The organism is Cellulomonas uda (assembly GCF_006538705.1).
GTDB classification, from domain to species: domain Bacteria; phylum Actinomycetota; class Actinomycetes; order Actinomycetales; family Cellulomonadaceae; genus Cellulomonas; species Cellulomonas uda.
In genome coordinates this window covers 1-13409 of sequence record NZ_BJLP01000035.1, presented here as the reverse complement: position 1 = coordinate 13409, position 13409 = coordinate 1, and the positions used below count along the sequence as shown (strand labels likewise).

General features: G+C 76.0%; 7 protein-coding genes and 1 tRNA gene. All 8 read left to right on the top strand.

Features of this window, described 5'->3' with window-relative positions:
- The first annotated feature begins 69 nt into the window (after window positions 1-69).
- The 8 genes from CUD01_RS10850 (at window position 70) to CUD01_RS10815 (ending at window position 13402) form a co-directional block, all read left to right on the top strand.
- Window positions 70-837, top strand: coding sequence for a hypothetical protein (locus CUD01_RS10850; RefSeq protein ID WP_141321019.1), 768 nt, complete (start codon window positions 70-72; stop codon window positions 835-837).
- Between the two features lie 316 nt (window positions 838-1153).
- Window positions 1154-1227: transfer RNA gene (locus CUD01_RS10845), tRNA-Gly, on the top strand.
- A gap of 443 nt (window positions 1228-1670) precedes the next feature.
- On the top strand, window positions 1671-3236 hold the full coding sequence (locus CUD01_RS10840) for an MFS transporter (protein WP_141321017.1): 1566 nt from the start codon (window positions 1671-1673) through the stop codon (window positions 3234-3236).
- A 45-nt stretch (window positions 3237-3281) separates the two neighbouring features.
- Window positions 3282-6452 (top strand): non-ribosomal peptide synthetase, encoded by a 3171-nt coding sequence (locus CUD01_RS10835; RefSeq protein WP_141321015.1) that lies wholly within the window; start codon window positions 3282-3284, stop codon window positions 6450-6452.
- 26 nt (window positions 6453-6478) lie between these two features.
- Window positions 6479-9112, top strand: coding sequence for a beta-ketoacyl synthase N-terminal-like domain-containing protein (locus CUD01_RS10830; protein ID WP_141321013.1), 2634 nt, complete (start codon window positions 6479-6481; stop codon window positions 9110-9112).
- Window positions 9109-9597 carry an HXXEE domain-containing protein gene (locus CUD01_RS10825; protein WP_141321011.1) on the top strand — a complete coding sequence of 163 codons (489 nt, stop codon included), beginning with the start codon at window positions 9109-9111 and terminating at the stop codon, window positions 9595-9597. Before CUD01_RS10830 ends, CUD01_RS10825 begins: the two co-directional genes overlap by 4 nt.
- 46 nt (window positions 9598-9643) lie before the next feature.
- Window positions 9644-10564 (top strand): bifunctional 5,10-methylenetetrahydrofolate dehydrogenase/5,10-methenyltetrahydrofolate cyclohydrolase, encoded by a 921-nt coding sequence (locus CUD01_RS10820; RefSeq protein WP_094181344.1) that lies wholly within the window; start codon window positions 9644-9646, stop codon window positions 10562-10564.
- Window positions 10565-10651: 87 nt separating this feature from the next.
- Window positions 10652-13402 carry a helix-turn-helix domain-containing protein gene (locus CUD01_RS10815; RefSeq protein ID WP_141321009.1) on the top strand — a complete coding sequence of 917 codons (2751 nt, stop codon included), beginning with the start codon at window positions 10652-10654 and terminating at the stop codon, window positions 13400-13402.
- The last annotated feature ends 7 nt before the right edge of the window (window positions 13403-13409 follow it).

The window sequence follows — 13409 nt, the reverse complement described above, 5'->3', positions numbered from 1 at the left end:
TCGCCTGCCCGCGCGCCGTCCCTCGTCGGGGTGCTGCGCGAACGTGCCCGGTGCTGACAGAGTTCGGCCGTGCACCTTCCGCCGCTGTCCCGGGTCCCGGCGCTCGTCGCCGTCACCGGGCTGCTCGCGGGCGGCGTCACCGGTGCGCTCGCCGGCGGTGCCCTCGCCGACGAGGGCGGTCCGAGGCCGCTCCCGGACGTCGCCGTGCGGTACGACACCGAGCACGTGGTCGCCGACCTCGCCGACGCGCTGCGGGCGGTCGACACGTACACGTTCGAGCTGCGGCTCGATCCGCAGGCTCCGGTCGTCACGGGTGGCGCCGAGCGTCACGGCGACCGCTGGGACCTCGTCGGACGGATCGACGAGGACGGCGCGGTGAGCGAGCTGCGGCTCGTCGACGACGACGCGTACGCCTCCCTGCCCGGCCTGACCGACGGCTTCGCCCGCACGTCCCGCGAGGACCCGGCCGACCTGCTCGTCGGCGCGTACGTCGACTACCTCGCGGTGGTGGACCTGTCCCGCCGGTTCGAGGAGGTCCGCGACGCGGTCGCGTCCGTCGCCCCGGGTGGTGCGTCGATCTCCGTCGACGGCGTGACCGCGCAGCCGTTCGACGTCGTCGTCGACCTCCGACGGGCGACCGGGGCGACCGGTGAGCGGTTCACCAGCGGCGCCGTCGCCAACCCGTACTGGATGCTGCGGCTGTGGATCGGCCCGGACGGTCTGGTCCGCCGCTACGCCGAGCCCGCCGGCACAGTCGAGGCCGACCTGACGGGCTGGAACACCGAGGTGCGGATCGACCCCCCGGACGAGGTCACCGAGCTCACCCCCCGCCCCTGACCCGTCCCGGCCCCTGACCCGCGCCCCCCGGCCGGCCCGCCGCCCGACGACCCCGCGGTTCCTCCGGCTCCGCTCTCCCCTTCCCGGAGCAACCACGGTCTCGGCCGCCACCACGACGACGACCCCGTCGTCGCTCCGGGTATGAGCGGCCGGAGACGGAGCAACCGCGGGGTCGCGGGCGTGGGGAGGTCGGAGCGGGGGTGTGCCGCGGGGCGGCCGTGCCGGGCGGGACGCGGTTCGACTCGTCGCGAGCGGCCGCTATGCTGTCGGATGCCGACCGCGGCTCGGCGCCTCCGGGCGTCCGAGGACGGTTCGCGCGGGTGTAGTTCAATGGTAGAACTTCAGCTTCCCAAGCTGACAGCGCGGGTTCGATTCCCGTCACCCGCTCCATCAACTCCGCAGGTCAGAGACTTGCAGACGCCCTGTCGGGCATCTCTTGGACCCGTGCCGGCCCGAGACGCGCGTACGGAGCACCGTCCTTGGCTCTCACGAAGGTCACGTCCGCACGAGCATCCTGCCGGAGCTCCTACGCGCAGTGCCCGTGATCCGCGGGGGAGGTCGGTCCGCGATCGAGCCAGCGTGAGTCGTGAAGCACGCACCGCGCTCTCGACGAGCACCGCACCCTGCTGCGCCGCGAGCTCGGCGTGGACGTGGCCCCCGAGCTGGACGCGCTGGTCGGCGCGAGGCCGCTGCGGACGCGCTGACTGCGGGGATGTGGCAACCCACAGACCGACCACACGGCGACCACAGAGCGGGCCCGCGGGCGTTCCGTCCGGTCCGTCCTGCTCCTAGCGTCGAGGCGTTCCCACCCGTCCCGACGCCAGGAGCGAGGCATGAGCATCACCGCACCGCAGCGCACGTCGTCCAGGTCCCTCGTGCTGTGCGCCTGCCTGGCCCAGGTGGTCGTCGTGCTCGACACGACGATCATCGCCGTGGCCCTGCCCGACGCGCAGGCCGAGCTCGGCTTCGGCGACGCCGACCGGCAGTGGGCGATCACCGCGTACACGCTCGCGTTCGGCTCGCTGCTGCTCGTCGGCGGGCGCATCTCGCAGGTCCTCGGCGCACGCCGCGCGTTCATGCTGGGCGTCGCGGGGTTCGGCGCGGTGAGCCTCGCGGGCGGGTTCGCGACGAGCTTCGGCCTGCTGGTCGCGGCGCGCGTGGCGCAGGGCGTGTTCGCGGCGCTCATGGCGCCGACGAACCTCTCGCTGATGAACACCGCGTTCCCCGGCAAGGACGAGCGGGCCAAGGCGTTCGCGATCTTCGGCGCGGTCGCCGGCGCGGGTGCCGCGCTGGGACTCGTGCTCGGCGGTGCGCTCACGCAGGCGGGGAGCTGGCGCTGGTGTTTCTTCGTCAACGTGCCGCTCGCGCTCGTGACGGTGCTGCTCGCGACGCGCGGGCTGCGCGGCACGTCCCCCGCCCGCCGCGGCGTGGTGCTCGAGGACGCCGCGGGTCTGCTGCTCGGGTCGAGCGCCGTGTTCTGCGTGGTGCTCGGCTTCTCCCGCGCGGAGACCCTCGGCTGGGGGCACCCGCTGACCGTCGGCCTGCTCAGCGCGGGCGTGCTGCTGGGTGCCGGGTTCCTGGCCCGCGAGCGCGTCGCGCCCGCGCCGCTGGTGCCGCTGTCGATCGTGACCGACGCGCGCCGCGCGAGCTCGTACCTCACGATCGGGCTCGTCGGGCTCGCGCAGATGGGCAGCTCGCTCTACCTGACGTTCTACCTGCAGCGCGACCTCGGGTACACGCCGCTGCGCACCGGTGTCGCGTTCCTGCCGATGGTCGGCGGCCTCGTCGTCGCGGCCGTCGTCTCGACGCGCGTGCTCGTGCCGCGCGTGGGGCTCGCCGCGACGTTCGTCACGGGCGCCGCGGTGCAGGCGGCCGGCTTCGCGTGGATCGCGACGCGCGTCGACGTCACGACGACCGACGCGGGCCCGCTCGTGGCGCCCATGGTCGTCGCCGGGATCGGCCTCGGCCTCGTCATGGCGCCCGCGATGTCGTCCGCGACGCACGGCATCGGGCCCGCGCACTCGTCCATCGCGTCGGCGTTCGCGAACACGAGCCAGCAGCTCGGGGCGTCGCTCGGCGTCGCGTTCCTGTCCACCGTCGCGGCCGACGCGATGACCCGCACCCTGACGTCCGGCGCCGACGAGCTGCGCGCGAGCATCGCGTCAGCCGTCGCCGCCGCGGGTGCCGAGCCCGGCTCCGCGCAGGCCGCGGCGATCCGCGACCAGCTCGTCGCGCAGGCCGCGCGGTCCGCCGAGATCTCCGCCTACAGCACCGGCCTGACCGTCCTGGCGCTGATCTGCGCCGGGGTCGCCCTCGCGGTCGTCGCCGTGTTCGCCGCGGACCGCCGGCACGGCGGCCGAGGCAGCCGCACCGACGACCTCGTCGAGGCCACCGCCTGACCTCTCGTCCGCACACGCACCCCCCTCGACCCAGGAGGCACCACCGTGACCGTGACGTCCCGCTACCCCGCCACCCCCGCGCAGCGCGGCATGTTCCTGCACCACGCGGCGAACCCCACCGACACGGCGTTCGACCTCGCGTTCGTGTTCCGCATCGAGGAGCCGGTCGACCTGGGGCTGCTCGTCGAGGCGACCCGTGCGGTGTTCACCGCGGCGGTCGGCGCGAGCACGTCGTTCGAGCACGGCCCCGAGGGCGTGACCGCCGTCGTGCGGCCGGGCAGCGCCGGGGTCCGCGTCGTCGAGCTGGCGCCGGACCCGGTGGCCGACCTCGACCGCGACGCGCGCATCGCGCTGGAGACCGAGGCGATCATCGCGGCCGGCCCGATCCCGCCGGGCGCGCCGGAACAGCTCACGGTCCGGGTGTACCCGGGCGAGGGCGTGCACCACCTGACGCTGGTGGCGTCCCACCTCGTCGGCGACGCGTACTCGTTCTACCGCGTCGTCGACGCGATCTCGACGCTGTGCACGCTGCCCGGCGAGGCCTGGCCGCAGGTCCTCGACGGGCTGCGCGACCACCCCGGCACGGTGCCGCCCACGCCCACGTCACCCGGCGCGGTCGCCCGGTACGGCGAGCTGCTGGCGACCGCGGACGACCTGCGGCACCCCGAGCTCGAGCCGCGGCGCGGCGACGGGCCCGTCACGGGCACGCACCACCGCTGGTCCCCGGACCCGGCGACCGCGGCGCGCATCCGCGCGAGCGAGACGTGGACCGAGCACGGCGCCGCGACGACGTTCTTCACCGCGTACGCCGCGACGCTGCAGCGCCTCGCGGGCCGCGAGACCGTCGCGCTGGGCGTCCCCCTCGCGGGCCGCGCCGGCCACCGCGCGAAGAACGCGATCGGGTTCTTCGTCAACACGCTCCCGCTGCCCGTGCGGATCGACGCGACCACGACGTGGCGCGAGCTCGCCGCGCAGGTGCGCACCGGGATCCGGCTGCTGCAGGCGAACCAGGGCCTGGACCTGTCCGGGCCCGACGGCGCGGACCTGCTGGGCGGGGCGTTCCACGGCGTCGACAACGCCGTGACGTTCTACAAGCAGAACCTCGTGCTGCGGCTGCCCGGCACGCGCGTCACGTCCGTCCCGCTGCGCCGCGACGCGCTGCCCTACCCGCTCACCGTCACGGCGTCCGACGACGGCGAGCGCATGGAGCTCGACGTCGCGGTGGCCGACCACCTCGAGGCCGCGGACGCACCCGGCCTGCTGCGCGCCGCGCTCGACGCCCTGACCCGCACGCCCGACGCCCCGGTGATCGGCGACGTGGTCCTCACGGACGCCGACGAGGTGCCCGCGAGCCCGGGCACGCGCCGCACGGTCGTCGACGACCTCGAGGACGTCGCGCGGCGCACGCCGCACGCGGTCGCGCTGCGGGCCGGTGGGCTCGACGTGGACTACGCGACGCTCGTCGCACGGGTGCGCGCCACCGCGGCCGCGCTCGACGCGGCCGGCGCCTCGCCGTTCGTCGTCGTGACGCTCCCCCGCAGCGTCGAGGCGGTCGTCGCGATGCTCGGCGTCATGGCGTCCGGCCGCACGTACGTGCCGGTCGACCCGGCCGCGCCGCCGCGGCGCGCCGAGCTCATCCACGCGCGCGTCGCCCGCGAGCTCGACGGCCGCGTGACCGTGCTCGCCGAGCCCGGCGCGCAGCACACGCTCGCGCGCCGCGCGGACGTCCACCTGCTCGACGGGTTCGCGCTGACCCGCGGCGACGGTGCGCAGCTGCCACCCGCCCCCCGGCGCGGCACCGACCTCGCGTACGTGATCTTCACGTCGGGCTCCACGGGTGAGCCGAAGGGCGTCGTCGTGCGGCACGACAACGTGACCGCGCTCCTGGACGCGGCGCTCGACGCCGTCCCGCACGAGCCGAGCGACCGGTGGTGCCTGTTCCACTCCCTCGCGTTCGACTTCAGCGTGTGGGAGGTGCTCGGCCCGCTGACCCGCGGCGGGTGCCTCGTCGTGCCGCAGGGGGACGAGGTCGCCAACCCCGAGGCGTTCGCCGCGTTCCTCGCCCGCGAGCGCGTCACGGTGCTCAACCAGACCCCGTCCGCGTTCCGCCGCCTGTCCGACGTGCTCGTCCGTGCCGGCACGACGCTGCCGGACGTGCGGCTCGCGGTGTTCGGCGGCGAGGCCCTGTACCCGCAGGACCTGCGCCCGTGGCTCGACCACGTCGGCGCCGGCACGCGGTTCGTCAACATGTACGGCATCACCGAGACGACCGTGCACGTCACGGCCCGCGAGATCACCCCCACCGAGGCGCGCACGCAGGTGCGCAGCCTCATCGGCGAGCCGCTCGCGCACCTGGGCGCCGTGGTCGTCGACCCGTTCGGCCGCCTGTGCCCGCCCGGGGTGAGCGGTGAGCTGCTGGTCACGGGCGCGGGCCTCGCGCAGGGGTACCTGGGCCGGCCCGACCTGACCGCGGAGCGCTTCCGCACGGTCGTCGTCGACGGCCGCCGCGAGCGCGCGTACGTCACGGGCGACCGGGTGCGGCGCGACGGTGACGGCGAGCTCGTCTACGTGGGCCGCGTCGACGACCAGGTGCAGCTGCGCGGGTACCGCATCGAGCTCGGCGAGGTGACGTCCGCGCTCACCGCGGACGCCGGCGTCGGCGCGGCCGTCGTGCGGCTGCTCGCCCCCGCGGGCACCGAGCCGTTCCTCGCGGCGTGGGTGGTGCCCGCGCCGGGCCGGACGCTCGACGACGACGCGGTCGGCGCGCTGCGTCGCGCGCTCGCCGAGCGCCTGCCCGCGTACATGGTGCCCGCCGCGATCGTGCCCGTGGCGGCGATCCCGACCAACCAGAACGGCAAGCCCGACCTGGACCGCCTGCCCGCGCCGGCCGCGTCCCGCGCCGACGCGGCACACCCCGGGGCGGCGGGTGCGGGCGCCGGCACAGGAACCGGCACAGGAACCAGCGCGGCCGCCGACGAGGACGCCGACGATCTCGCGCACCGCATCGCCCGCGTGTGGGAGGACGTCATCGGCGCCGGGCGGGTGCGCCCGCACGACCGGTTCATGGACGTCGGGGGCACCTCGATGCACGTCATGCAGGTGCACGAGCGCCTGCGCACCGGCCTCGGGCTCTCCGACGTCACGCTCGTCGACCTGTTCGAGCACGCCACGCCCGCCGAGCTCGCGGACTTCGTCTCGAGCCGCGCGACCCGCTGACCCGACCACACGAACGGGAGCCCGCCATGACCACGCAGCCCACCCCCCGCGACCACGCCCGACCCGAGCAGCGGGACCACCGCGAGCAGCACCGAGACACCGTGAGCGTCGTCGGCGTCGCGCTGCGCGTGCCCGGCGCCGACCACCCCGACGCGTTCTGGGACCTCACCGTGCACGGGCGCACGACGTTCGAGCAGGTGCCCCGCGAGGACTCGCACCAGGCGGGGTACCGCGACGAGCAGCTCGCCGACTCCGCGTTCGTGCCCGTGCGGTCGGCGCTGCGTGACGTCGCCGCGTTCGACGCCGACGCGTTCGGCATCAGCGCACGCGACGCCGCGCTCATGGACCCGCAGCAGCGCGTGTTCCTCGAGACCGTGCGGCAGGCGCTGGACGACGCGGGCCTCGACGGCGACCTGCGCGCGCTGCGCGTGGGCGTGTTCGGCTCGTCCAGCAGCAGCACGTACCTGCCGGGGCCCGTGACCCGCGCCGGGCTGTGGGACGCCACCGACCTGAACTTCTCCGCGATGCTCGCGAACGACAAGGACTTCCTGTGCACGCGGACGAGCTACGCGCTCGGCCTGACCGGACCCTCGGTCGTCGTGCAGTCCGCGTGCTCGAGCTCGCTGCTCGCGGTGCACCTCGCCCGCGCCGCGCTGCTCGCGGGCGAGTGCGACGTCGCGGTCGTCGGCGGCGTGTCCGTGTCCCTGCCGCACCTGGGCGGGTACCTGCACCGCGCGGGCAGCATCTTCAGCGCTCGCGGCACGTGCCGGCCGTTCGACGCGGCCGCCGACGGGACGGTCAAGGCGCACGGCGCCGCGGCGGTGGTCCTCACGCGGACGTCGCACGCACCCGCCGACCGCGTGTACGCCGAGGTCGCGGGCTCGGCCGTGAACAACGACGGCGCCGACAAGGTGGGGTACCCCGCGCCAAGCGTCCCCGGGCAGAGCGCCGTGGTCGCGGCCGCGCTGCGCGACGCGGGCCTGACCGCCGACGACGTGCGGTACGTCGAGACGCACGGCACGGGCACCGCGATCGGCGACCCGATCGAGCTGCGGGCGCTGGCCCTGGCCCGGGACGCCGGTACGGGGACGACGAGCGCGCCCTGCTACCTCGGCGCGGTCAAGGGCAACCTCGGCCACCTCGACGCCGCGGCCGGCGTCACGGGCGTCATCAAGGCGGCGCTCGTGCTGGAGCGCGGCGTGGTCCCGCCCCTCGCGGGCTTCACGACGCCGAACCCGCTGCTCGCCACGGACGGCTTCGCGTTCCCGACGAGCGCCGTGGACGCGCCGTGGCTCGACGCCGCGGGCGTCAGCTCGTTCGGCATGGGCGGCACGAACGTGCACGTGGTGCTGCGCCGGCGCGCCGACCGCGCGCGGCGGCCCGCGCCGTGGGGCGGACGCACGCTGGCGCGCACGCGGCACTGGCTCGACGACGCGGCGCCCACGGCGGCTGCGGTGCCGGCGGCTGCGGCGCCGGCGGTGGCTGCGGCGTCCGGGACGTCCGCACCGTCCGGGGAGCTCGCCGGCCCGGTGCAGGAGCAGGTGCTCGCCATCGCGCGCCGGCTCCTGGTGCACCCGACGCTCGCCCCGCACGACGACCTCGTCGACGCGGGCGCCGACTCCCTCACGCTCGTCGACCTGCTCGCGACGCTGCGCGACGACGTCGAGCCGACGCTCGAGTTCGCCGACCTCGAGCAGGCACGCACGGTCGCGGCGCTCGCGGCGACCGTCGTGTCGCGCCGCGCCTCGTCGGACGCCCCCGCCGCGGCGCCGGCGCGCACGCCCGCCGCCACCCGCGCGGACGTGCTCGCACCCGTGGGGCTCGTGCGGGTCACCGCGCCGCGCGAGCGGACCGTCTACCTGGTCCACCCCGCGGGCGGCACGACGACCTGCTACGCCGGCCTGGCCCCGCACGTCGACCCGCGGCTCGGCATCGTCGCGATCGGCTACCCACCCGAGCTCGTCGGGCAGGGCCCGAGCATGCGCGCGCTCGCCGCGACGTACCTGGACGCGATCCGCACCGCGCAGCCGCACGGCCCGTACCTCATCGGCGGGTACTCGTTCGGCGGGAACCTCGCGGCGGAGATGGCGCTGCAGCTCGAGCAGGCGGGCGAGCAGGTCGAGCACCTCGTGATGGTCGATTCGCACCCCCCGCACGCGTACACCTCGGGCGACTGCGGTCCCGAGGACTACCTGGCCGCGTTCCCCGCGCTGCTGCACGCGCTCGTCCCCGGCCTGCGCCTGCGGCCCGGCGTCGAGCACGCACGCGACCCGCGGGAGGTCCTCGAGCGGGTCGTCGAGCCCGCGTGGCCGACGAGCGTGCGCGACGAGCTCGCGCGGTTCTTCGCGATGTGGCAGGAGAACCACCGCGCGCTCAAGCGGTGGACCCCCGACGCGGACCTCACGTGCCCCGTGCTCGTCGTCGAGGCGTCCCGGCCCGAGCCGCCCGAGGTGCTCGACCGGCTCGGCATCGCGCACACCAGCGTGCGCGAGTGGCAGCGGTACGCGAGCAGCCTCGTCGCGTACGCACCCGTCGACGGCGACCACTACTCGATCTTCCGCGACGACGACGCGCTCGCGACGATCGCCCGCGCGCTGTCGTCGGTGCTCGACGCGGCACCCGACGCGCACCACGACGCGGCCCTGGCCGGCACCCGATGAGCGACGAGCGCGCGACGATGCTCGCGGTGTTCGCGGTGCACAACGCCGAGGAGATCGCGTTCGGCGACCGCGGGACACCGTTCGACCCGGCCGTGCTCGCGCGCGTCGGCCTCGAGCCGGAGGACTACGGGCCGCGGCGGATGGCGCTCGCGACCGCCGTGATCACCGCCGCGGTCGCGGCCCTGACCCGCGGGCTCGAGGACTCACCCGGACCGGTGCGGGCGGGCGCCGCGGTCGCCGCGGCCGGTGCGCTCGCGCTCAACGGTGCCAGCCATGTCGGGCGCGCCGTGCGCCTGCGCGAGTACAACCCGGGGCTCGTCACCGCGCCCGCCCTGCTCGTCGCGTCCGCGCGGGCCGCCCGGTCCGCCGCGCGCGCCGGCGGCCTGCGGCCCGGCACCACGGCGGCGTGCGTCGCCGCGGGCGCCGTCGTGACGCTGCCCGTGATCGTCGGCTCGCTGCGCCTCGCCCGGCTCCTGCGCCGCTGACGCCCCTCCGTCGCCCCGCCACCCACACCCACCGAGAGGAAGTCCCATGACCGCCACCCTCATCGACGGGCGCTCGCTCCAGCGCAGCCTCGTCGCCCCCGCCGTCGCCGCCGCGGCGGCCGCCGGCGTCCGGCCGCGCGTCACGCTCGTCAGCGTCGAGAACCCCAACCCCATGCTGGCCGTCAACCGCGGCCTGCACGTGCGCACGCTGACCGCGTACGGCATCGACTGCGAGGACGTCACGCTCGGCCCGGACACCTCGCTCGAGACGCTGCTCGCCACGATCTCGCTCGCCAACGCCGACCCGGACGTGCACGGGATCATGGTGCTCATGCCGCTGCCCGCGCACATCGGCGTGCGCGACGTGCTGCCCGCGATCGCCCCGGAGAAGGAGCTCGAAGGCCTGCACCCGCGGCACTCCGCGGGCCTGCTCGCGTCCAACGTCCGCGAGGACGACGCGGTGCTGCCGCTCGTCGGCGAGGCCGTGCTGCTCGCGCTCGCCGCGTCCGACATCCCCGTCGAGGGCAGCACCATCGTGCTGCTCACGGAGACGCCGCTCATGGCGAGCAACCCCGTCGCGAACGTCGTCGCGCGCGTCGCCGCCCCCGCGTTGCTGCCGCTGTCCGCGCCGTTCTCGCTCGTGCCCGTCGACCACCCGCAGGCGCGCGAGCTGGCCCGCACCGCCGACGTGCTCGTCGTGAGCCTCGAGCACCCGCAGGTCGTCACGGCCGACTGGGTGCGCCCGGGCGCCACCGTGATCGACTTCAACCCGATGCTCGTCGGCACGACCACGCGTGACGACGGCACCGTGGTGCCGGTGCTGCGCGGCGGCGTCGACACCGACGACGTGGCCCGCGTGGCCGGCGCGATCATGCCCGTCCCCGGCGGGATCGGTCCCGTGATGCTCGGCCTGCTCATGCGCAACGCCGCCCGCGCGGCCACGCGCACCGCCGCCGTGCCGGTCTGAGCACGCGTTTCACCCCGGCGTCGGCCCCGGACGGGCCCGCTTCGCGGGCTAGTCTGAGGCCGACGTCGAGGGGGGATCGTCGTGTTCGTGCGCGAGCAGGAGCTGGCGCGCGTGCAACGTGCGTGCGACGCCTCGGAGATCGCGATCGTCGTCCGGGGCCCACGCGGGTCCGGACGGTCGACGTTCGTGCGCGAGGCCGTCGAGCGGTTGCCGCGCGCTTTCGACGTGCGCGCGAACCCGACCGAGTCGTCGTGGCCCTTCGCGGGGATCTCGTCGCTGCTGTACGCGATCGACGACGAACGCTGGCGGCACCTCGCGCTGAGCCTCGGCTCCGCACCGGACCTCGAGGTCGTCGTGGTCGCCCACCGCATCCTGACGCTCCTGCACGAGCACGACGCCCCCGCGACCGTGCTGCTCGTCGACGACGCCGACCTGCTCGACCCGCGCAGCCGTGCCGTCGTCGGGTTCCTGGCGCGCCGGCTCGCGGGGACCGGGCTGCGACTCGTACTCCTCGTCGAGAGCGTCCCGCCCGAGCTCGGGGGTCTCGACGAGGTCGTGCTCGGGCCGCTCGACGCGCGCCGCACCCGCGCGCTCGTCGGGCACCTCGCGCCCGCGCGGCACCACCCCGCCGTGCTGGACGTCGTCGCCCACCGCAGCGGCGGCTCACCCGCCGACGCGGTGGACCTGCTCGCCGGCCTCACGCCCGCGCAGGCGGCGGGCAGCGCACCGCTCGAGCTGCCGCTGCGGCCCGGCCGCGTCGAGCACGTCGTGCGCCGGTTCGCGCAGCTCCCACCCGCGCAGGCCGCGCTCGTCGAGCGGCTCGCGCTCGCACCCCGCACGCATGCCGACGACCTGGGCGGCGGTGACGAGCTCGAGGTCGTCGACGAGCTCGTCGCGGCCGGCTGGGTCGCACGCGACGGCGCGTGGCTGAGCCTCACGCGCGAGCCCGTGCGCTCCGCGGTGTTCCACTCGACGAGCGCGCGCCGCCGCCGCGAGCACCACCGCCGCGCCGTCGAGCACGTGAGCGACCCGTACGCGAGCGACTGGCACGCGAGCTTCGTCGACCCCGGCCCGCGCGCGGCCGAGGCGCTGCGCCGCGCCGCGCTCGGGCTGCTCGCCGAGGGCTCTCCCGACGTCGCGTTCGAGTACGTCGAGCGCTCCCTGCTGCTCGCGCAGCCCGGCGCCCGCGCGGCCGACCACCTGCTCGTCGTCGCCGCCGCGTACTTCTACCGCGGGCACCTGGAGATCGCGCGGCGCTACGTCGACATCGCCGAGTCCGTCGAGGAGGCGTCGCCGCACTCCCGCCTCGTCGTCGCGAGCCTGCGCGTGCGCATCGAGTACGTCGCGACGCAGAGCCTGCTCACCGCGCTCGCCGAGCGCGCGCTCGAGCTGCACGGCGCCTCCGCGCCCGACGAGTCCGTGCTGCTGCTCGCGCTGCTCGCGACGTACAGCACCGAGCGGTGGGAGCTCGTGCGTGCCGCCGAGTACCTCGCCCGCATGGACGCCCTCCTCGGTGTCGCGCACGAGCCCGCGCACACCGTCGCCGAGAGCGCCGCGATCCTGTTCGACGCGATGTCCAGCGCGCGCGCCCGCTCGCGCAGCACCGCCGTCGCCGTCCAGGTGGGCCCCAACCCGTCGTCGACCACCGCGCTCATGACCCGCGCCCGCGCCCTGACCTACGCCGAGCGGTACGACGAGGCGCGCGACCTTTTCCGCACCCTGCTCGCGTCACCCGCGGCCGTCGACCCGCTGTGGGTCGTCACCACGCGGCTCTACGACGCCGACAACGACCGCCTCGCCGGTGACCTGCGCGCCGCGACCGCGACCGTCGCCGCGCTCGTCGAGCAGGACGAGCTGCCCCACGTGCACCGGCCCTACCGGCTGTTCCACGAGCTGTGGTACTTCCACGAGACCGGCCGCCCCGACCGCGCACGCGCCTGCGAGGACGAGCTGCTCGACATCTCCCGCGGCAGCCGCAACCCCGCGATCTCCGCGCGCGTCGACGCCTACCTCGGGGCGCGCGCGCTGCACGCCGGCGACCTCGACGAGGCCGCCCGCGCCCTCATGCGGTGCCGCATGGTCTCCGCCGGCCCGCCCGGCCCGCACCTCTACCGGTGCGACGCCGACCTCGTCGAGGTGCTCGTGCGCACCGGCAACACCGCCGCCGCGCGCACCATCGTCGACGACCTCGCGCGCCGGTCCGCGGCCGCGTCGTCCCGCTGGTCCGCGCTCGCGCTCGCGAGGTGCCGGGCCCTGCTCGCGCCCGACGACGAGGCCGTGCGCGCGTTCGAGGACGCCGCCGTGATGTTCGGGCCGCGGGACAGCGACTACGAGCTCGCCCGCACGCTGTCCGCGTTCGCCGCGCGGCTCGACGCGATGGGGGCGGGCGAGCGCGCCGAGCGCGTGCGCGACGACGCGGCCGCGACCTACCGGCGCATCGGTCTGCCGTGGTGGGCCGGGGACCTCGTCGGGGCCGACGACGACGCGTCCCTCGCCCCCGGCGCACCGGCCGGCCCGTCGCCCGCCGGGCCGGGCTCGTCGTCGCCCGGCCAGCCGGGCGCTCGCTCGTCGGTCGCACACTCGTCGGGCGCACGTTCGTCGGCGGCACGCTCGTCGGGTGCAGGCGCGTCGGACGCACGCTCGTCCGACCTCGTCGCGGCGCTGTCCGATGCCGAGCGGGACGTCGTCGAGCTCGTCGTCGCCGGCCTGCGCAACCGGGAGATCGCCGCGCGGCTGTTCCTGTCCGTGCGCGCGGTGGAGTCGCGGCTCACGGCGATCTACCGCAAGGTCGGCGTCCGCTCCCGCGCCCAGCTCGTCTCCCTCCTGCCCCACCCCTGACTCCCCC

Bases quoted from the DNA above. Each gene is read 5' to 3' on its own strand.
- CUD01_RS10840 (WP_141321017.1), top strand. From the start codon at position 1,671: ATGAGCATCACCGCACCGCAGCGCACGTCGTCCAGGTCCCTCGTGCTG.
- CUD01_RS10830 (WP_141321013.1), top strand. From the start codon at position 6,479: ATGACCACGCAGCCCACCCCCCGCGACCACGCCCGACCCGAGCAGCGG.
- CUD01_RS10825 (WP_141321011.1), top strand. From the start codon at position 9,109: ATGAGCGACGAGCGCGCGACGATGCTCGCGGTGTTCGCGGTGCACAAC.
- CUD01_RS10820 (WP_094181344.1), top strand. From the start codon at position 9,644: ATGACCGCCACCCTCATCGACGGGCGCTCGCTCCAGCGCAGCCTCGTC.